The sequence below is a fragment of the Salicola sp. Rm-C-2C1-2 genome (assembly GCF_040196175.1).
In the GTDB taxonomy this organism is placed as follows: Bacteria; Pseudomonadota; Gammaproteobacteria; order Pseudomonadales; family Oleiphilaceae; genus Halospina.
In genome coordinates this window covers 33,211-52,620 of sequence record NZ_JBEFNF010000009.1, presented here as the reverse complement: position 1 = coordinate 52,620, position 19,410 = coordinate 33,211, and the positions used below count along the sequence as shown (strand labels likewise).

Annotated in this window: 20 protein-coding genes; 15 read left to right on the top strand and 5 right to left on the bottom strand. The window is 58.1% G+C overall.

The window, feature by feature from the left end:
* Positions 1-11 precede the first annotated feature (11 nt).
* From AAF659_RS13620 to AAF659_RS13605, 5 genes are all read left to right on the top strand, one after another.
* Positions 12-839: a sugar nucleotide-binding protein gene (locus tag AAF659_RS13620; RefSeq protein WP_349752327.1), complete on the top strand. Its 828-nt coding sequence runs from the start codon at positions 12-14 to the stop codon at positions 837-839.
* An 84-nt stretch (positions 840-923) separates the two neighbouring features.
* The gene (locus AAF659_RS13615; protein ID WP_349752326.1) at positions 924-2,060 is read left to right on the top strand and encodes an efflux RND transporter periplasmic adaptor subunit; all 1,137 of its coding nucleotides are present in this window, start codon (positions 924-926) and stop codon (positions 2,058-2,060) included.
* Positions 2,060-5,107 (top strand): efflux RND transporter permease subunit, encoded by a 3,048-nt coding sequence (locus tag AAF659_RS13610; RefSeq protein WP_349752325.1) that lies wholly within the window; start codon positions 2,060-2,062, stop codon positions 5,105-5,107. The genes AAF659_RS13615 and AAF659_RS13610 overlap by 1 nt, the downstream gene beginning before the upstream one ends.
* Before the next feature lie 30 nt (positions 5,108-5,137).
* A complete protein-coding gene (locus AAF659_RS15155) occupies positions 5,138-5,425 on the top strand; it encodes an amidase family protein (protein ID WP_502949216.1) in 288 nt (95 codons plus the stop codon).
* On the top strand, positions 5,311-5,670 hold the full coding sequence (locus tag AAF659_RS13605) for an amidase family protein (RefSeq protein ID WP_502949218.1): 360 nt from the start codon (positions 5,311-5,313) through the stop codon (positions 5,668-5,670). Before AAF659_RS15155 ends, AAF659_RS13605 begins: the two co-directional genes overlap by 115 nt.
* Before the next feature lie 4 nt (positions 5,671-5,674).
* On the opposite strand, the gene AAF659_RS13600 is transcribed toward AAF659_RS13605, so the two are convergent.
* Positions 5,675-6,817, bottom strand: coding sequence for an alkane 1-monooxygenase (locus AAF659_RS13600; protein WP_349752324.1), 1,143 nt, complete (start codon positions 6,815-6,817; stop codon positions 5,675-5,677).
* 151 nt (positions 6,818-6,968) lie between these two features.
* Here AAF659_RS13600 and AAF659_RS13595 point away from each other — a divergent pair, with 151 nt between their 5' ends.
* Positions 6,969-7,634, top strand: a complete 666-nt coding sequence (locus tag AAF659_RS13595; RefSeq protein ID WP_349752323.1) for a GntR family transcriptional regulator — start codon at positions 6,969-6,971, stop codon at positions 7,632-7,634.
* A gap of 23 nt (positions 7,635-7,657) precedes the next feature.
* On the opposite strand, the gene AAF659_RS13590 is transcribed toward AAF659_RS13595, so the two are convergent.
* Together AAF659_RS13590 and AAF659_RS13585 are read right to left on the bottom strand one after the other, a co-directional pair.
* The gene (locus AAF659_RS13590) at positions 7,658-10,246 is read right to left on the bottom strand and encodes an EAL domain-containing protein (protein WP_349752322.1); all 2,589 of its coding nucleotides are present in this window, start codon (positions 10,244-10,246) and stop codon (positions 7,658-7,660) included.
* A gap of 125 nt (positions 10,247-10,371) precedes the next feature.
* A complete protein-coding gene (locus AAF659_RS13585; RefSeq protein WP_349752321.1) occupies positions 10,372-10,761 on the bottom strand; it encodes an ectoine synthase in 390 nt (129 codons plus the stop codon).
* 189 nt (positions 10,762-10,950) lie between these two features.
* Here AAF659_RS13585 and AAF659_RS13580 point away from each other — a divergent pair, with 189 nt between their 5' ends.
* Positions 10,951-11,700, top strand: coding sequence for a pseudouridine synthase (locus AAF659_RS13580; protein WP_349752320.1), 750 nt, complete (start codon positions 10,951-10,953; stop codon positions 11,698-11,700).
* Here the strand turns inward: AAF659_RS13580 and AAF659_RS13575 are convergent.
* Positions 11,663-12,697, bottom strand: coding sequence for a GGDEF domain-containing protein (locus AAF659_RS13575; protein ID WP_349752319.1), 1,035 nt, complete (start codon positions 12,695-12,697; stop codon positions 11,663-11,665). The genes AAF659_RS13580 and AAF659_RS13575 overlap by 38 nt on opposite strands.
* A gap of 66 nt (positions 12,698-12,763) precedes the next feature.
* Here AAF659_RS13575 and AAF659_RS13570 point away from each other — a divergent pair, with 66 nt between their 5' ends.
* From AAF659_RS13570 to AAF659_RS13560, 3 genes are all read left to right on the top strand, one after another.
* The gene (locus AAF659_RS13570) at positions 12,764-13,696 is read left to right on the top strand and encodes a cation diffusion facilitator family transporter (RefSeq protein WP_349752318.1); all 933 of its coding nucleotides are present in this window, start codon (positions 12,764-12,766) and stop codon (positions 13,694-13,696) included.
* Positions 13,697-13,760: 64 nt separating this feature from the next.
* Positions 13,761-14,684 (top strand): ABC transporter ATP-binding protein, encoded by a 924-nt coding sequence (locus AAF659_RS13565; protein WP_349752317.1) that lies wholly within the window; start codon positions 13,761-13,763, stop codon positions 14,682-14,684.
* Positions 14,681-15,442, top strand: a complete 762-nt coding sequence (locus AAF659_RS13560; RefSeq protein ID WP_349752316.1) for an ABC transporter permease — start codon at positions 14,681-14,683, stop codon at positions 15,440-15,442. Before AAF659_RS13565 ends, AAF659_RS13560 begins: the two co-directional genes overlap by 4 nt.
* An 11-nt stretch (positions 15,443-15,453) precedes the next feature.
* Here the strand turns inward: AAF659_RS13560 and AAF659_RS13555 are convergent, their stop codons facing one another.
* The gene (locus AAF659_RS13555; protein ID WP_349752315.1) at positions 15,454-16,008 is read right to left on the bottom strand and encodes a porin family protein; all 555 of its coding nucleotides are present in this window, start codon (positions 16,006-16,008) and stop codon (positions 15,454-15,456) included.
* Positions 16,009-16,220: 212 nt separating this feature from the next.
* Here AAF659_RS13555 and AAF659_RS13550 point away from each other — a divergent pair, with 212 nt between their 5' ends.
* The 5 genes from AAF659_RS13550 (at position 16,221) to wrbA (ending at position 19,393) form a co-directional block, all read left to right on the top strand.
* Positions 16,221-17,180 carry a D-2-hydroxyacid dehydrogenase gene (locus AAF659_RS13550; protein WP_349752314.1) on the top strand — a complete coding sequence of 320 codons (960 nt, stop codon included), beginning with the start codon at positions 16,221-16,223 and terminating at the stop codon, positions 17,178-17,180.
* Positions 17,177-17,725, top strand: a complete 549-nt coding sequence (mnmM, locus tag AAF659_RS13545) for a tRNA 5-(aminomethyl)-2-thiouridylate-methyltransferase MnmM (protein ID WP_349752313.1) — start codon at positions 17,177-17,179, stop codon at positions 17,723-17,725. The genes AAF659_RS13550 and mnmM overlap by 4 nt, the downstream gene beginning before the upstream one ends.
* Positions 17,726-17,821: 96 nt before the next feature.
* Positions 17,822-18,178, top strand: a complete 357-nt coding sequence (locus AAF659_RS13540; protein ID WP_349752312.1) for a transporter substrate-binding domain-containing protein — start codon at positions 17,822-17,824, stop codon at positions 18,176-18,178.
* Between the two features lies 1 nt (position 18,179).
* Positions 18,180-18,632 carry a substrate-binding periplasmic protein gene (locus AAF659_RS13535; RefSeq protein WP_349752311.1) on the top strand — a complete coding sequence of 151 codons (453 nt, stop codon included), beginning with the start codon at positions 18,180-18,182 and terminating at the stop codon, positions 18,630-18,632.
* 161 nt (positions 18,633-18,793) lie between these two features.
* The gene (gene wrbA, locus AAF659_RS13530) at positions 18,794-19,393 is read left to right on the top strand and encodes an NAD(P)H:quinone oxidoreductase (protein WP_349752310.1); all 600 of its coding nucleotides are present in this window, start codon (positions 18,794-18,796) and stop codon (positions 19,391-19,393) included.
* Positions 19,394-19,410: the final 17 nt, after the last annotated feature.

The following is a 19,410-nucleotide window of genomic DNA, read 5'->3' as shown; positions in this document are numbered from 1 at the left end:
GTGATCCTGTTTTGAAAATACTCGTGGTTTATGAACCCGGTGAACTCGGTGAAGCGCTGCTGTCGCGTCTGGACGCCACCGGACTGGAGCCCACGCCTTTGCTGCTGAGCCGCCCCTCGGATGTGGCCCTGGACCAACTGCAGTCCTGGGTGGAGCCCTGTTTTGACATGGTCATCAATGCCATCACTGGCGCCGACCCTGAAAAGGCGGAGCAGGCTCCGGAGGAAACCCGTCACCGATTGTATGATCTGCCTGTGGCGTTGGCGCAGCGGGCTGCATTCCACGCAATTGCGATGATGAGCCTCTCCAGCTGCCAGGTTTTCGACGGCCGCAAACAGCAGGCCTATATCGCCAGTAATCCGGGCAACCCACTGTCCGTACTGGGTCGTTGCCAGTGGGACTGTGAGCAGGCCCTGCGCAGCCATCTGCCGCGGCACCTGATCCTGCGGGTCGGCTGGTCGCTGGCGCGGTTCATGGAGCGGATAAGCCGGCATGACTCGACGGAAATACTGTACCTGAGCAGCCGCTACCAGGGCCAACCCACACCCTGGCCTGACTGCGCCCGGGCGATGACAGCCATAGTCCAGCAACTGGATTGTGGCGCGGAAGCCTGGGGAACCTACCAGTATGCGGCCAGTGAAACGGTTTCTTTGTATGACCTGGGACTGGCGCTTCTGGATCAGTTTCCTGTGAACCAGCGCCCCCATCTGGTTGATGAGGAGGCGACATGGATGCGGCTTGAACCCGCTAATGCCGTGCTTAACTGCCGGAAAATCCGGTATACGTTCGGTGTCCAGCAACTGTCCTGGTCCCCGACGATTGCTGCGCCTGAGGCATGACGAACCTGTAATGGAAGAGTAGACTGGTCGACCTTTCTTGCGGGCGTAGCGATTGCCCTTAATCAACGATTCAGGATGGACGTCATGTCAACGACACGCCGATTCATAGTGGTTACTCTCGGGCTGGTGATCGTCTTCGGGGGCATATTCGGCTACAAAGCCTTCGAATTCCGGATGATGCAGCAGTACCTCAATAAGGAAGAGCCGCCAGCAGTTATCGATGCCACCAGGGCTGGTACCCGTGAATGGGTTCCGTCCCTGCATTCCGTCGGCAGCATCCGGGCTGTCAACGGTATCAAGGTAGCCAATGAGCTCCCCGGGGTGGTTGAAAGTATTCGCTTTGAATCCGGGGACATGGTTGAAAAGGGCGATGTGCTGGTGAAGCTGGATGTGGAGTCTGATCAGGCAGCACTGGAGACCCGCCGAGCGGAAGCTGAAAGGGCGCGGCAGTCTTTTGAGCGCATCTCCAACCTGATTGAGCGCGAGGCGGTTTCCCAGTCGGAGTTCGACGAAGCCAAGGCCGCTTATGACGCGGCGAAAGCGCGGGTTCGCGAGCAGGAGGCGCAGCTGCGCAAAAAGATCCTGCGGGCGCCCTTCGACGGCAAGACCGGCCTGAGGCTGGTCGACCAGGGAGAGTATATGCCCACTGGTACCCCCGCCGTTGAGATCAACATGGTGGATCCCATCTACGCCGAATACACCATCCCGGAAAAACACCTGAGCCGCGTCGAAGTTGGGGATAAAGTAACGGTTTCAGTGGCCGCTTACCCGGAGCGCCTGTTCGAGGGTGAGATCAGCGCTATCAACAGTTCCGTCAATGTCGACAACCGCTCGGTGCGAGTGCGGGCAACTCTGGATAACGCGGATGGCGCCCTGCAACCAGGGATGTTCGCGGATGTTCGCACCCTTGAGCCCCAGCCGCGTGAAGCCGTGGTAATTCCACGTACGGCCGTGTCCTTCAACACCTATGGGGACTTCGTCTACGTGCTCAATGAAAACGATGACGGAACACTGGTTACCGAACGCCGCAGTATCCAGACCGGCCCCGAACGCAGTGATCTGGTGGAAATTGAGTCCGGCTTGGAGGTAGGCGAGCGGATTGTCGCCAATGGCCTGCTCAGGCTGAGCGCCGGCCAGCGCGTGCAGGTCGCGGATGAGGATGATCGGCCGGGCGCTACGGTTGAAGACAATGGTAGCGATGCAGGTCAGGGAGACGGCTGATGCGATTCACCGATATATTTGTTCACCGGCCGGTGCTGGCGACGGTGGTCAGCCTCCTGATTCTGCTGCTTGGCGTGCGAGCGGCTATGGAAATGGAGATCCGCCAGTATCCGGAGCTGGAGAGCACCACGGTTACTGTGGCCACCGCTTACCCCGGAGCCAGTTCGCAGCTGGTCCAGGGATTCGTAACCACGCCGCTGCAACAGGCCATCGCCGAGGCCGATGGTATTGACTACCTGACGGCAACCAGCCGCCAGGGCAGCTCCATCATCCAGGCGAAGATGAAGCTGAACTATGACGCCAATGATGCGCTTTCCGAGATCCAGGCGAAGGTGGCGAGTCAGCGCAACGAACTACCTGATGCGGCGCGGGATCCAGTGATCGAGTCAGAGACCGGTGATTCTACCGCGCTGATGTACATTGCGTTTCACAGTGACTCGCTGCCTGTATCGCAGATCACCGACTATCTAACCCGTGTGGTGCAGCCACAGCTTCAGGCGCTGAGCGGCGTGGGCAAAGCTGATCTGCTGGGTCGGACCTATGCCATGCGCGTTTGGCTTGATCCCGCCCGGCTTGCCAGCCTGGACATTACGCCGCGCGAGGTCGCTGAGGTGTTGCGCGCGAATAACTACCAGGCAGCGGTCGGTTCTATCGAAAGTGATCTGGTCCGTGTGAGCCTGGATGCTGATACCGATATCGCGGATCCGGAACAGTTCCGTAATCTGGTCGTGCGTGAGGTGGATGGCAGTCTGATCCGTCTGGAGGACATTGCAGAGGTCAAACTCGGCGCCGAGAACAACGATCAGATTTCGTACTATGCCGGCAGCCCTGCCACCTATCTGGCCATTGAACTGGCGCCGGGGGCCAACCCACTGGATGTGGCCGAGCGCGTGCGTACTGAGCTGCCCGAGATTGAATCCCAGCTGCCTGCGGGCCTGAAGGTGGACCTTCCGTATGATGCCTCTGAATTCATAGAGGACTCGATCAACGAAGTGATTCGCACGCTGGTTGAGGCGCTGATCATCGTTCTTGTGGTCATCTTCCTGTGTCTGGGCAGCATTCGCGCTGCTGTGGTGCCTTCCGTAGCGGTACCGCTGTCGCTCATCGGCGGGGCCTTCCTGATGCTTCTGATGGGCTTTTCCGTGAACCTCCTGACACTGCTGGCGATGGTTCTGGCCATCGGTCTGGTTGTGGACGATGCTATCATTATGGTTGAAAACGTCCATCGCCACATTGAACGCGGCGAAAAGCGATTTGATGCAGCCATCAACGGGGCACGTGAAATGGCGGTGCCAATCATTGCCATGACCACCACACTTGTTGCCGTATTCGCGCCCATCGGTTTCATGGGGGGACTGGTCGGTGCGCTGTTTACCGAATTCGCGTTCGCTCTGGCGGCAGCGGTGGTGATCTCTGGTATTGTGGCCCTGACGCTGTCGCCGGTCCTTTCCGCCAATGTTCTCAAGCCTTCCGGGCAGTCAGGGCGGTTCGAGCAGATGGCGGAGTCGTTCTTCGAGAGGCTCTCCAACCTCTACCGGCGGGCGCTCACCAGCGTTGTGCAGAGCCTTTCCGTTATTGCGTTTTTCGGGGTGGCCATACTGGTAGCGATCTACTTCATGGTGACCTTCAGCCAGAGTGAGCTGGCGCCGGACGAAGACCAGGGCATTGTGTTCTATCAGGGTACGGCGCCCCAGACCGCGAATCTCGATTATCTCAAAAAGTATGGGGCGCAGATGCAGGAGCGCTTCGAGACGCTGCCTGGTTATGAGGAGTCGTTCATGCTGATGGGCTCCACTGCCCCGAACGAGATTTTTGGCGGTTTCAAGCTCAAACCACACAGCGAGCGGGATATCTCCCAGTTTGACGTACAGCCCATGCTCCAGGAGGAGATGGACCGTGTGACCGGGTTGCGTGTGGCTACCTTTCCGCGGCCACCTTTGCCCGCATCCGGAGGCGGCCTGCCTTTCCAGTTCGTTCTGACAACGGGCAATGACTTCAAGCAGCTCAATGAGGTAGCGCAGGAAATGCTGCAGAAGGCCAAGCAGAGCGGCAATTTCATCTATCTGGAGAAAAGCATCGATTATGATCGTCCGGTGACCGGTATCAAGGTGGACCGCGAGCGGGTGGCGGATCTTGGTTTATCCATGGCGGATATCGGTCAGACGCTGTCCACCATGCTGGGTGAAGGGTTTGTGAACCGGTTCAATATGGAAGGCCGGGCCTATGATGTGATTCCGCAGGTATCGCGGCCTTTCCGCAGCGATCAGGAAAAGCTCAGGGAGTACTACGTGCGGGCCTCTTCCGGCGAGCTGGTTTCTCTGGATCAGGTGGTTGATTTCGAGCAGCGGGTTGAACCCTCAAGTCGCACTCAATTCAATCAGCTCAATTCGATCACCCTGCAGGGTGTACCCATGCCCGGAGTCGCCATGGGGGATGCCATGGGCTATATGGAAGGATTGGCCAGCAACACGCTGCCAAAGGGCTTTGGCACGGACTACAAAGGTCAGTCCCGCCAGCTCGCTCAGCAGGGCAGTGCTCTGATGGTGACTTTCTTCCTGTCGCTGTTGGTAATCTATTTGGTGCTGGCAGCCCAGTTCGAAAGCTGGCGCGATCCGTTCATCATCCTGGTTTCGGTGCCATTGTCCGTCGCGGGCGCGATGATTTTCATCGTGCTTGGTGTGACCACCATGAATATCTACTCCCAGGTGGGGTTGATTACATTGATCGGGGTGGTGGCCAAGAACGGTATCCTGATCGTAGAGTTTGCGAATCTGCTGCAGAAAGATCGTGGCATGGGGGTGCGTGAGGCAGTCATTGAAGCGTCTGCCATTCGACTTCGCCCGATCATCATGACCTCCCTGGCGTTGATCGTGGCCATGGTGCCGCTGTTGATCGCCTCCGGCCCTGGCGCTGTGAGCCGGTTCGCAATCGGGCTGACGGTTGCCACAGGGCTTGGTTTCGGAACCTTCTTCACCTTGTTCGTTCTGCCTGGGTTCTACATTATGCTGGCACGGGATCGAAATGACGTGGCGCCCACGCAGGCGTGACCGGCGTACCAGCAAGGCAGAGGGGGAGCGATGCAGCCGGACGAGTGCATCAACCAGGATGCCACCGGGCCGGCTGACCTGCCCATGGCCGGCGCCAATGACGGCGTCGGCTCCATCCGGATCCCTGCGGCCTATAACGGTCTGTTTGGCCTCAAGCCCTCGCGCGGGCGCTGGGGCAGTTCTTTGTTAACTACGACCTGTGTCTGTCGCCCACGACCGCACAGCCGCCAGCACGGATTGGTGAGCTTGAAACGCCCGCGCATCTCAAATTCGCGGCACGGGTGCTGGTGGGCCTGCGCACGGGCAGTCTGGCGCTGAAAAGCGGTATGATTGAAGATTTGGCTCAGGAGAACCTAGCGCGTACGTCGTTCACGCAGCTTGCCAATCTCACAGGGACGCCCGCGATATCAGTGCCACTGCACTGGTTGCAGGCGGGATCGCCGATCGGCGTTCAGTTTGGCGCACCGCAAGGTGACGAGACCACGCTCATGCAACTGGCAGCCCAGCTGGAAGCCACCCATCCCTGGTGGCCTCGCTATCAGTCCCTTTGGCAGCACCAGTAGCGGCTCAGGCCTTGCTATAGGGGCGCTGAGTCCGGAAGAGCTGGTCGAGCTCGCCTTCGTAGTAGGCTTCAACCCGTGGGTTCATTACCTTTTTCCACAGTGGCGGCACAAGCGCTAGAACGAACATGGCGGCATAGCCGCCAGGCAGCTGCGGGCTTTCATCGTAATGGCGCAGAACTTGATAACGCCGGCGTGGGAAGGCGTGATGATCGGAATGACGCTGAAGATGGAAGAGAAAGAGGTTGGTCAGCAGGTAGTTGCTGTTCCAGCTGTGGGCCGGGGTGACCCGCTCGAAGCGGCCGTTTTCCTGTACCCGGCGATGCAGGCCGTAGTGTTCGATGTAGTTGATCACTTCCAGGGTTGCCGCGGCGAAGAAGCTCTGTGCCAGGAAAAACACCAGCCCGGCCCAGCCAAGGGCGACGGTGAAGGCCACCGCGAACAGCGCTGAAATGGCGTACCACCAGATTAGCTCATTGGCCGGCCCCCAGGGGCTCTTGCCCTTGCGGCGCAGTTTCTTCGCTTCCAGCCCCCAGGCGTTCATGAAATTGCGTGGGAATGCCTGCATCAGGAAAGCGTAGACCCCCTGGTTGTAGCGCGAGGAACTGGCGTCGTCCGGTGTGGACACGTGCACATGGTGACCCATGATGTGCTCCACCTTGAAACCGGCGTAGGTCACGCTGGAGAGGGCGAGTCCGCCGGTCCAGGTTTCCAGTTTCGTATCCTTGTGGATCAGCTCATGGCCGATATTGATGGCCATGATCCCGCCGACGACCCCGATCGAAACGACCCAGCCGATCTGCGCGGCCAGCCCCATCTCAACCGTTGCGAAAGCCCAGCCGGCATAGACCAGAACAGCCAGATGGATGGGCACGCACACCAGGGTCAGGGCGCGGTAGTACCAGTCGTTCGTCATGTCCGGAACCTCAACCTCTTCGTCGGGGTTAGCCGGATCCTTGCCGATGATGTAATCAAGCACGGGAATGATCCCGAAGATGAAAAGCGCAGGGAACCAGGCCCAGAACAGGACGTTCTCGCCCAATGTCAGGCGCCACGTGACCCAGGCGCCAATGGCCGGGACCACAAGCACCAACAGATAGGCGTAACGTTTGATGCGCAGCATTACTTCCGGGGGAACTCGGGAAAGCATGAGGGGATTCTCCTCTGGTTATTATCAAAAATGGCGATCAACGCGGAATCAGGCTAATTCTTGAATTAATGAATTGTCAAACAACTCATGTGTAACAAGCTTTGCGTTTCCTGTAGAATATCGGGAGTCGCATTACGAGGACGCAGATACCATGGCCTTACCGCAGCAGCTCAGTCTCAGTGAGCGGATCGCCCATCATCTATCGCTGGAGATCATCCGTGGCAGAAAACAGCCCCTGGAGCGGTTACCGGAGACCGAGCTGGCGGCCGAACTTGAGGTCAGTACCAATTCCCTGCGCGAAGCCTTCCGCCTTCTTCAGGGCTGGCATCTGGTGGAGATTCAGCCGCGCCGTGGCGCCCGTGTCTGTGACGTGGGCGAGGCTGATGTACGCGACCTCTATGATTTCCTGTTCCTGCTCCTGGGCCGTCTGGCCAGTGATGTGGCCCATAACTGGCAGCCCGGCCAGCTGGAGCCCTTCCTGGCCATAAGCCGGGAATTCGAGGTGCAGGCTGAGCACCGGGATCGGGAGCGGGTGCACGAATTGGCGTTCGAGTTGGCGCGGGAAGGACTGAAACTGACCACCAACCGCTACCTGACGGATGCCATTGAGGATCTGCTACCGCTGCTGCAGCGCTATTCATTCATGGCACTGCAGGAGGAGACCACAGAGCTGGCGCAGTCACTGGACTGCATGCGCGACACCATTGAAGCGGTATTGGCAAGGGATGCCGAGCGGGCCGCGCAGTGCTTGAAAGCCTATGGGGAAAACCAGTGTCAGATCGTGTTGAGGGCGCTGGCGAAGAGAGAGGCCGCCTGAGGCCCAAAGATGGCACAGGGCATTTACGTTTGGGCATTGCCTTGGTCTGGATCCAGCATGACCGGCTGCCCCCAGAAAAAACCCTGTCCCTTTAGATCAGTGAACTGACGCAGCCATTGCACTGTCTGCTCATCCTCAATGCCTTCCACGACCGTATCCAGACTCAGTGACTGCGCCAGCTCGACCGTCGTCCGGAACACTTTCTGACGATCCTGGTCGGCAAGTAGCCGCGTCAGGAAACGCCTGTCGATCTTAACTTCATCCAAGGGGAATTCCGTCAGGGCCGACAGCGAGGAGGTCCCGGTTCCGAAGTCATCCAGTGCCAGACTGAAACCGCTGCGCCTGAGTTGGCCCAATCGCTGCGAGGTCAGTTCGAGATTCTGGATGACGGCGGTTTCGGTGATTTCCAGAATGAAGTCTTGGGGACTACGACCGTGGTTCCGAACGATGTCCTCAAGACTGTCAGCCAGCTCAGGGAGCGCAAGATCTCTGGACGAAATATTGATCGCCACACGGGTGCCCATTCCGTAACGGCTGCGGATCCGTTCAAGGTCCACAGCCGCGCGGGCGAGTACCCAGCGCGTTACGCGGGTAATACTGCCGAGTTCCTCCACAAGAGGGATCCAGTCACCTGGCGGGATCAGGTGGAATCGCGGATGATACCAGCGAATCAGTGCTTCCACGGATTCCGTCTGGCCAGAGCTGAGGCTGACCTTGGGTTGGTAGGCAAGATGAACCTGGTTGGACGTAAAAGCGTCCTCCAGGTCGAGCATCAACAGTTGCTGGTGTCGCTGGTGTTCACCCACCGTGTTGTCATAGAAATTCAGTGTTCCCTCCTGAAGACTGGCGTATCCTGCTGCGGAAAGGGCTTGGTGAATGCTGTTGCCGTGGCGGGGCAATGAGGCGACGCCGATCGAGCAGAGCCAATTAAAGGTGTAGCCCTGGTGCCTGGAATCCGGCGTCACAACGTCAATGAGCGTTTGCCAGAAATTGGACTCGCTGGGTATTTCGTCGGCGAGAATGAACACGGAGTGCATAGTGTCAATGGATATCAGCAGCGCGTTATCGATCCGCACCAGTGAGCTCGGCCCATTGAGTTGGAGATGATTTTCTAGGCTGGTCAGGTAATCGCGTACAAACAGTTCGGCGAGTTGGTGGCCAACTACATGCTCAACCTCATGAAAGCGGGTCAGTCTTAGAACGACGAACTGGAGCGTTTCGCACGCCCGTTCACTCAGAAACGCCTCCAAAGCTGAACGGTTAGGCCTGCCAGTCAGCTTATGGGTCCTCAGGCTTTTTTCAAGCTGATTCTGTAACGCAATCCGGTATTCCTGTTCACTGGCTTTATCGGTGGCGGCGATCCGTCTCAGCTGTTGTTCCCGCAGGAAGAAATGCACTGCAGCTGCGAGTAGAACAATGGCGGCAAGAATCGTTGCGAAGGAAAACGCTGTTTCCGTTGCAACGTTGACGGGCAGAATGCCAACCGTCCTGAGCGCGGTTGCGGTATATCCGGTTGTGAGAATCAAAACCGCGATGGTGAAGTAACGGGCGTACAGCGAGTCTGTGAAGCGGTGGACCGAGATGGCGAACGCCGCAATACAGCCGATTGACCCGAGAATGAGTATGGCCGGCTGGAGTGACAGCGTCGGAGCTGCGAGGTCAATAAAAATCAGCAGTAGTGCTGCAAGAGAGAGAGCGTTCAGGAACCAGCGGTAAGGTCGAGCAGGGTGAAGTGCTGCAACTGTATGCTGCAAAAAGGCGATCAGCACTAACAGCATCGAAGTAGTGAAGGCCATTCCCAGCGAAGGGATTGCTCCCCAGAACAGCCATGCACCAAACCCGTTAAGAACAAGTTGGATATGAATGACGCCCGCGGTGAGCACCGTGAGCCAGGTGAGCATGGTCGTCCTGAATCGCACCATCAAAAACACGTTGATGGCCAACAGGAAAGTAGAGAGCCCCAGCAGAACCCCGTTGATCGTGGCACGGGAAACACTGTTGTAGACCAGACCGTCATCGCCCTCAATGGAAATGGGAAGCAGCGTTGGTCCTGAGTTGGTGACTTCAAAAAATAGCGTGATTGTCTCTCGCCCGGGAATGGTTACAGGCCAGTGAAATGAGGGCAGCGCTATGGTACGGCGGGACAGGGGGGCAAGCTGACCCTGGGTGCGCATGGGAAGCAGCGGGCCTCCTGGTTCATTGAGCCGCGCCACACGGATACGGTCAATATAGGGAGCCGGCACTGACACCCATTGCTGGTTTGGTGTTTTCGCTTCGTTGGTGAGTTCAAGCCTGAAGGTAATGGGATGGTCCTTGAAACCAACAGCTGGGTGAGTTGATTGAATACGTTGCCAGCCCTCACTGGAGCGCAGTTGGCCTGAGCTGTGGAGTTGCGCGATGGAGCCAGCCTGGAAAGCCAGGTCGAGTGGCTCTGATAGCGAGGCGGAGGGTGTGTACCAGCTTGTGTCCACAGGGGTACTTGAGCGCTGCTGGTTGTTTATGACCGTTGCAAACGCCATGAGGACGATAAAAAAGATAAGAGGGGCAAATGGATGGTTTCCTGAAGGCAGACGCGAGGTACCGCTGGAAACGTCGTTTCGCCCATCAGGCATTGGCAGGGTGATCCTCTATATTGGGTTAGGCTCCGTATTACAGATCAGAAAGCTGCATTTTGCAATTCGCAACATGTAAGCCTCAGTATCCACACCGCCTGTGAATACTGGGCTGGTGGGCGGAATCAGCTGTCGTCGGGCAGGTAGGCGCCATCCTCATCGTGAACTTCACGACCCGTTACCGGTGGGTTGAAAGAGCAGATCAGGCGCATGGCCTCAGTGCCGCCGCGCAGAATGTGTCGATCATTGTTGTTCAGCGCGTACATGACACCGTCGTGAATCTGGTGGGTCTCACCAGTGGCCAGATCTTCGATGCTGCCATTGCCGCCAACGCAGTAGACCGCCTCCAGATGGTACTTATACCAGAGATGGAGTTTGGCACCAGCGGGAATAATGGTCTCGTGGAATGAGAAACCCATGCCATCCTTCTTAAGTAGCATCCGGCGGCTCGTCCAGCCCGGCCCTTCAACTTCGCGCTCGGTTCCGATAATGTCCTTGATGTCACGTACTATCATTGCTTTCTCCATCTATCGAATGTGATATCTATCCGAGTCTAGCGCCTGAAGCCCGGGGCGCAATAGCGTAAAACCCCTAACGCCCGTATTTGAAATGCTGTCAGAACCCTGATCGGAACTGGGTTATTCATGTAGAATAACGGTATTCCTTGCCAGTAATCATGCATTAACCCAGAAGGCAGAGCTGCCATGACGGAGCCTGAGAAACGCCGGCGCCGCAGGCTCGATTTTCTAGTTGCGCGCTTGATCGGCGCTACCCGTAAGGACGCGAAACAACTGATCAAGACGGGCCGGATTGAGGTTGAAGGCCACGAGACCGGGGGGCTGAAGGCCCAGACCCGGGTGGGTGTCGAGGACGCCATCTATCTGGATGCACAGCAGCTCGAGCGTGAAGCCGGAGAGCGCTATCTGATGCTGAACAAGCCCAGCGGCGTCGTCAGCGCCACCAAAGACGACTATGACCCCACGGTTGTTGATCTGCTCGAGCCGGAGCTGCGCCGCGGGCTGCATCCCGTGGGTCGGCTGGACAAAGACACCACGGGCCTGTTGTTGCTTACCACTGACGGTGAATGGAGTCACCGCATCACCTCCCCCCGTCATGGCTTTGCCAAGACCTACCGGGTGCGGGTTGCTGATCCCGTCACTGATCAGGAGCTTGCCAGTCTGGAAGCGGGCATTATGCTCAGGGGAGAGGATACGCCTGCCTTTGCCCATGACATCAAGCGGCTGGGTAATACAGAACTGCGGCTGACCCTGACCCAGGGCCGTTATCACCAGATCAAGCGCATGATGGGGGCGATTGGCAACCGGGTGGTCCAGCTTCACCGTGAACAAGTCGGCCCTATTGAGCTGGATCCGGCGCTGGAAGCTGGGGGGTACCGTGAATTGACCGAAGCAGAGGTCATGGCCTTCTATCCGGCCCGGAATCCGCCACAATGACGGTGTCCCGGCCGTTATTCTTGGCCTGGTAGACCGCATTATCCGCCCGGTTCAGCCAGCTTTCCCAGTTATCCTCCGGGGCAGCAAGGGCGGCTCCGATTGAGCATGTGACCGGCTGACCCTCGATGCTGAGGCGGTCTCTGATGGTCTGCTGAAGGTGTCGTGCCGCCAGGATCATGCTCTCTTGGTGGACGTTATTGAGCAGCAGGACAAACTCTTCGCCGCCGAAACGGAACAGCCGGTCCTCGTGCCTTGAGTGTGTGGTAACCAGCTGCGCGAATTTCTTGAGCACGTCATCACCTTTACTATGCCCATACCGGTCGTTTATCTCCTTGAAGTGATCCAAATCCAGCATCAGCAGTCCAGCACCGGATGCGTCGCGCTGAACCCGGGCGATGGCGATGCATAGCTCCTCTTCCAGGGCGCGCCGGTTGCCGATACCGGTCAACGGATCCCGTATGGCCAGCTCCTCGAGCTGCCGTGCCTGGGCCAGGGAGCGTCTGGCAAAGCTGAAAGCGAAAACGGAAACCACAAAGATCGTTGTTGCATAGGAGATCAGGGGCAGTAGGCCCAGTCCCGCCTTCGCGCCCAACGTTGTGGTCGCTGCCATCATGAGCACAACCTTGGGAATGGCTACTGCCGGCGGTGCCAGGAAAAAGGTGGCAATGGTGTCAACATAGGCCCAGAAAAGGCCAACCAACCCGGCTAGATAAAGCACGGCTAGAACCCCGGCGCCGGTGAACAGGACCAGTACAACACCAGTGATTATGGTATGGCCCGTAATCCAGGCGCACGCTGAGATGCTTATCAGAAGCAAGACCAGCATGGAATCCACCACTGTCATCAGGAGGTCGCCGTCCAGAAAGCGGAAAACGCCGAAGCCTCCGATGGCGATGGCGGCGGGAACACAGAGCATCGTGATCACCGAAAGGCGGAAGTCTGCGGCCAGCCGTTGACGGATGCGCGGGAACCGATTCCCAAGTTTTGTCAGCATCATGCAGTCACAGTAGTTGAATTGCGGGTAAAATACATTTTCTGAACCACTGATGTAATGGTCTGTGTCATGCGAACGGAAACTGGCGCGCTGCTGCTCTCCGCCGGGATGTCACTCTTCCTGGGGATGACCGGCCTCATCCTGTCGGTAATCACCGGCTCTCAGGTCATTCTTCTGGACGGTCTCTTCAACCTCATCTACAGTGTCATGGCATTTCTCAGCGTCCGTGTGGCGCGACTTCTTGCCATGCCGGATACTGAAAAGTATCCCTTCGGCCATGCCTATTTCGAATCCTTGGTCAATGCCGCCAAAGGTCTGCTTATACTGGGGATATCGCTGCTGGCACTGGGGGACTCCGTGTTGGTGCTGCTGGCTGGCGGCCGGGAGATCGCTGCCGGGCTGGCTATTGTTTATTCCGTTATCGCGACCACCAGCAGTGGTATTACCTTTGTACTGCTGCGCCGCGCCCGGAGCTATACCAGCAGTCCGCTTGTGGAGGCCGATTTTGCCAACTGGTGGATCAATACCGTTATCTCCGCCTCGGTGCTTCTGGCTTTTTGCCTGATTCCTGTGGCTGAAGCGGCGGATTTTTCCGTAATAACCCCCTATGTGGATCCGCTGATGGTGGCCACGGTGGTGATTCTGTTCTGCGTCAGCACACCCTTCCGGATGGCTTCGGATGCCATCAAGGAGCTGCTCAACCGGGCGCCGCCAAAGCATGTGCGCCAGCCGGTCCATGATGTGGTTGCGGAGGTCATCGCGGAGAGTGATGCCAACGAGTTCTCGTTGAGGATGGTTCGCCCGGGGCGGACCCTCTATCTGCTGGTGCACGTGGTGCTGCCCGAGGAAAGTGGCAATGCAGGCCTGGCGCAGCAGGATCGCATCCGTACCCATCTGGATGAACGGCTACGTCGTATCGTTGGGGCGCTGGTACTCGACGTGGTGTTCACCGCGGATCCCCGGTGGGCCGCACCTTTCAAGGGTGACCAAGCCGCTTTATAGGTGAGAGGCGAGCGCTGCCGCTGGTGTGATATTGTTGAACGGCTGTGAGCAATTGAGGTGACGTGTGACCCCCATCCTTTCGATCGAGAATCTCGACAAGACCTACCGGGACGGGTTCAAGGCGCTCAGGGATATCAACCTGGACATCCACAAAGGGGAGATTTTCGCGCTTCTGGGCCCCAACGGGGCTGGCAAGACCACGCTGATCAGCATCATCTGCGGCATCGTGAATGGCACGGGCGGGAAAGTGACAGTGGATGGTTACGACATCCAGCGCAACTATCGCCAGACCCGTTCACGTATCGGTCTGGTGCCCCAGGAGCTGACCCGTGATGCTTTTGAAACGGTATGGGCCAAGGTCAGTTTCAGTCGGATGCTGTTCGGCAAGCCCCGGGATGACGCCTACCTTGAGCGGGTTCTGCGTGATCTCTCATTGTGGGAAAAGCGTAACAGCCAGCTGCGAATGCTTTCCGGCGGTATGAAGCGGCGTCTGCTCATTGCCAAGGCGCTGGCTCACGAGCCATCAGTGCTGTTTCTTGACGAACCCACTGCTGGCGTCGACGTGGAACTGCGTCAGGGCATGTGGGAAACAGTGGACTACCTGCGCCAGACCGGCGTAACTGTCATTCTCACAACCCATTACATTGAAGAAGCCGAGAAGATGGCGGACCGCATCGGCGTCATCAACCAGGGGGAGATTGTGCTGGTTGAGGATAAGAAGCATTTGATGCGCAAACTGGGGACCAAACAGCTGACGCTGCAGCTGCGCGAGCCGTTGGAGGCGGTGCCGCCTGCGCTGGCGCCGTATGGGCTCCGGCTGACCGAAGACGGCAGCGGGCTCATTTACACCTATGAGACACAGTCCGCGCATACCGGCATTGACGATCTTCTCCTGGCCCTGGGCGAGTCGGGGATCCGCTTCACGGATCTGCACACCACCCAGAGCTCGCTGGAGGACATTTTCCTGGATCTGGTGAACGGCTCATGAACCTGCGTGGCATGTATGCGATCTATCATTTCGAGCTGGCCAGGGCTCTGCGCACCTGGCTGCAGTCGATCATCTCACCCATTGTGACCACGTCTCTCTATTTCGTGGTGTTCGGGGCAGCTATCGGTTCACGGGTGGAGGAGGTGGACGGTGTCGCCTATGGCGCCTTCATTGTGCCCGGCCTGATCATGTTGATGCTGTTGACCCAGAGCGTGACTAATGCCTCTTTTGGCATATTCTTTCCGCGATTCACCGGCACCATCTATGAGTTGCTGTCCGCACCGGTGTCCTACCTGGAGGTGGTGGTGGGGTATGTCGGCGCGGCGGCCACCAAGTCACTGGTGCTCGGGTTGATCATCCTGTTTACCGCTCAGCTGTTTGTGGATGTGCCGATACAGCACCCGTTCCTGATGCTGGCCTTCCTGGTGCTCACGGCGTTCACCTTCAGCCTGTTCGGTTTTATCGTGGGGATTTGGGCGGAAGACTTTGAGCAGCTCCAGATTGTGCCTCTGCTGTTGGTGATCCCGCTCACTTTCCTTGGAGGTACCTTCTATTCCATCGACGTATTGCCGGAATTCTGGCAATACGTTTCGCTCTTCAACCCGGTTGTCTACCTGGTCAGCGGCTTCCGCTGGAGCTTCTATGAGGTTTCCGATGTGCCGCTACTGATCAGCTTGGGCATGACCTTTTTCTTCATGCTGCTGTGCCTGACACTTGTCTGGTGGATTTTCCGGACGGGCTATCGCCTCAAGTCCTGAGGCCCCGGGCCTCAGAAATAGAACTGCATGCCAAGCGTGAAGCCGTTCAGGCGATGGCCGTTTTTTTCCATGAAGCGATTGTATTCTAGGTTGAGCCCACTCTGACGGCTGAAATTGATCTGATAGCCCGCTCCATAGGACCCGGAGAATTCGGTCTCACTCAATTGCCGATCCGGGCGTTCAAAGCGGGCCTTGAACTCACTGAACCCGCCAAAAACATAGAATGATGATCGCGAGCCCAGCGGAATGTGGCCGGTCGCGTAGGTGCCGGCGAAATGCTGCACTCTGGCTCTGACCAGGCTGTCGTCCTTAGCGGTAGCCTGATCACTTTCAACACCGGTGCCATAGCGGGCTTCGATCGCAATGTTGTTGAGCAGGAAGACGCCGCCGCGCAGCATGACCATGGAGGGTGTTGCTGAAGTGACGAGTCGGTCCGATGAAAATGTCAGGCGCGAATACTGGGCCCCGAGATAGGTCGTACCCTGGTCTATCGGCCGTTGTGGGCCAGCCATGGCCAGCGGGTGGGCGGTCAGCATGATCAGGCCGAGGGCGAGAATGCGCTTCATGGGAATACTTTCCTTTTAAGTGGATGAGACTTCCTTGGTATGGAATCATGCCATCCGACATCACCCGGTCAATGCCCGCGCCTTTCTGTGGCTCATAATTGACGACGGCGCCACATTTGAGGCGCGACCCTGGCCGCTCGATTGCCCTGCTGCGGGGCAATGGTGACAATACGCTCCATCGTTGCTGAATCCGATCAGGAGGAGCCATCATCGTGAAAGCTGTTTTTCTGGATGCCAATACTCTGGGCTCGGACGTGGATCTGGAGCCGATGCAGGCCGCCGCCGACCTCACGCTCTACGGAGCCAGTGGTCCCGACCAGGTGGCGGAGCGCATCGCGGACGCCGAAGCCGTGGTTACCAACAAGGTTGTGCTTGGGGAGGCGCATTTTGCGGCTGCGCCGAAGCTCCGGGTAGTGGTGGTGACGGCAACCGGCGTCAATAACATCAACCTGGAAGCGGCGGAGGCCAGAGGCATCCGGGTAGTCAATGCCATCCGCTATGCGCGCCCGGTGCTGGTCCAGCATACTTTTTCCCTGATCCTGGCTCTTGCCAACCGCCTGGTGGATTACGTTCAGGACGTGCGTGGCGGCTGGTGGCAACGCAGTACCATGTTCTGCCGCATGGATCATCCCATCATCGAACTCGAAGGCAGAACGCTCGTGATTCTGGGCTATGGTGACCTGGGGCAGGGCGTTGCCGGGCTTGGGCGCGCTTTTGGGATGGATGTGCGGATCGCGGCCCGGCCCGGTCAGCCGCCGGGGGAGGTTGATGGTTTTACGAGAGAGCCTCTGGCTGAGCTGCTGCCGGTAGCCGATGTGCTGTCCGTGCATTGCCTGCTGAGTGATGACACTCGGGATCTGATTGATGCTCAGGAGTTGAAGGCCATGAAGGATTCGGCTCTTCTGGTGAATACCTCCCGTGGCGGTATCGTCAACGAACAAGCCCTGGCCGATGCCCTGCGCCAGGGCGATATTGCCGGTGCCGGGGTGGATGTTCTGACCCAGGAGCCGCCAGTGGATGACAACCCATTGCTGGCGGACGACATTCCCAATCTATTGGTGACACCGCATTGCGCCTGGGCCAGCCAGGAGGCACGCCAGCGCATGGTGCAGCAGAGCGCGGATAACCTGAGGGACTTTGCTGCCGGCACGCTCGAGCGGTGGGTGGTGTGAGACTGACCCAGAAGGCCCATGAAGGGGTGGCCAGTGTGCTGCGCGAGGGCAGCCTGGTTCTCGATGCTACGGCAGGCAACGGCCATGACACACGCTTTCTGGCGCAACAGGTAGGTGAGTCAGGTCATGTCTGGGCGATGGATGTTCAGTCTGCTGCGGTGGAAGCAACCCGCAGCAGACTGGCCGAAGCCGGCCTTGGCGAGCGCGTAACGCTGCTGTGTGAAAGTCACGCCCGAATCCATGACCAAGTGATAGTACCGAAAGAGCGCAAGCTGGGGGCGGTGATGTTCAATCTGGGTTATCTGCCAGGGGGCGATCACACCCGCATCACTGCGGCGGAAACCACTCTGCCTGCTCTGGAGCAGGCCGCGGATCTGCTCGCGCCTGGCGGCTGCCTGTCGCTGATGGCCTATCGCGGGCATGAAGGAGGCGAGAGTGAATGGCGAGCTATACGGGCATGGTTGGCTGGGTGTGGTCTTGACTGGCGCTTTCCCGTGGAGCCCAGTAGCCAAGCAGGGCCTGTCCTGGTACTGGCTACCCCTTAAATGGTTAATCCAATGAGTAGCTTTTCGACGTATTCGCCACGTGTATGGAAGATATTTTCCTCGGGTGCTCCATCGGGTTCTAAACAGGAGAAAATCATGGGATGGCTGAAAACAGTGCTGTTGGCGCTGGTATTGACGGTCCCACTCTCAGGGCTGGCAGGTGATGATCAACAGGGCAGCGTTGTGCGGATTACCAACGGCGAGTGGCCTCCTTACCTCGGCAGTGAAGAACCCGGTTACGGTATCGCCTCAAGGATTGTGACCCGTGCCTTTGAACGTGCGGGGTATAAGGTGGTGTATGAATTCCACCCCTGGTCCCGTTCCCTCTTACTGGCCCGCAAGGGGCAGCGTGATGGCACGGCTGTCTGGTTACCTTCCGAAGAGCGCCGCGAAGAATTTTTCATCAGCCGACCGGTAATTGTGACGGAGTATGTTTTTTTTTCATCGGGCTGATATGCCATTTGACTGGCAGACCGTTGCGGATCTTGCAGATTACCGGATTGGTCTGACGAGGGACTATGACTATGGCCAGGTCATCGATCGGGTAAAGGCCCGGGGGATCGCTCACACCGAGATTGTGTCATCGGATGAGCTGAACTTCAGGAAGTTGATGGCTGAGCGTATTGATCTTTTCCCCCTCGATCGTGTTGTGGGGCAGCGGATGATTGATGATCTGTTCGGTGCTGATGAAGCCAGCAGGCTGACCTGGCACCCGCATCCAGTGCGCAAGGATAGGCTGCACCTACTGCTTTCCCGTAAGGTCGCCGGTAACGCTGAGCGTATGGAAGCCTTCAACCGGGAGCTCAAAGCTATGCGCTCAGAAGGCGAAATCCAGCACATTCTGTTGAAGGCACTGGGCGCCCACATCACGGGGTTGGACCGGCTTGAACCCGACGACAAGAACTGATCAGGGCAATGGCGAGCGAGCGTCCCTGGGGGAGTCTGGCCGCTGATCAATTATTTTGAACACACTGCCCAAAATGTTCCGCTTGGATGGGGGCAGGGGAGGGAATAGCCTGTTCCTGTGTGACAAACCAGCAGCAACATCACAGGACCAGGAGAGAAACAATGGCGAAAGTATTAGTGCTTTACTATTCGATGTACGGGCACATGGAAGACTTCGCGAACACCGTGGCCGAAGGTGCCAACAGCGTTGATGGCGTTGATGTGACGGTCAAACGAGTGCCCGAAACCATGGATTCCGACGCTTTCACCAATGCCGGTGGCAAGGCCGACCAGCAGGTGCCGGTGGCCACCCCGAATGAACTGGCGGATTATGACGCCATCCTGTTCGGGACTCCTACCCGCTTTGGCAACATGGCCGGCCAGATGCGGACCTTTATGGACCAGACCGGTGGGCTCTGGGCCAAAGGTGCCTTGTTCAGTAAACTCGCCAGCGTTTTCGGCTCTACCGGTACTGGTGGCGGTGAGGAACAGACGCTGACGACCTTCTGGGTAACCCTGGCCCACCACGGGATGACCATTGTGCCGATCGGCTACGGCACTGGTGAGCTGTTCGATATTTCCCAGCCCGGCGGTGGCACCCCCTATGGCGCCACCATGCTGGCCGGTGGTGACGGTTCCCGGCAGGCGGACGAGCGCGAAAAAGCTATTGCCCGGTTCCAGGGCAAGCATGTGGCGGAGCAGGCTGCAAAGCTGTTCGGTTGATGCGCAGCGGCCCCGGC